Source organism: Priestia sp. SIMBA_032, assembly GCF_046535215.1.
Lineage (GTDB): Bacteria > Bacillota > Bacilli > Bacillales > Bacillaceae_H > Priestia > Priestia aryabhattai.
Genome location: NZ_JAWRXD010000977.1, coordinates 1 through 260, shown reverse-complemented (window position 1 = coordinate 260; position 260 = coordinate 1). Strand labels below are relative to the sequence as shown.

Here is a 260-nt window from a genome sequence, read left to right as displayed (position 1 = left end):
GGCGAATGCGGGTGCCCCAACCGACGTCGCCGCCGCCTCCGCCGGAATGTTCGGCGTCCGCGGTCGCCGAACCGGCGACTCTGGCCGCGCCGGGATCATCGGCGGCGCGCAACGCCTCGGAGATCATCGTGTCCGGCTCGTTGATCGCCCGTTTGACACCCGATGCGACCACCGGCTTTCCGGCAAATCGTTCTCGTGCCTTCACACCGACGTCCGTGGCGAAGATCACCGCGTCGGCGGACGCGATCGCCTCGGGCGAC

General features: G+C 70.0%; 1 pseudogene. It reads right to left on the bottom strand.

What is annotated here, in order from left to right:
• Positions 1 to 260 (bottom strand): annotated as a pseudogene (locus SB717_RS37255) (hypothetical protein); the annotation flags it as partial.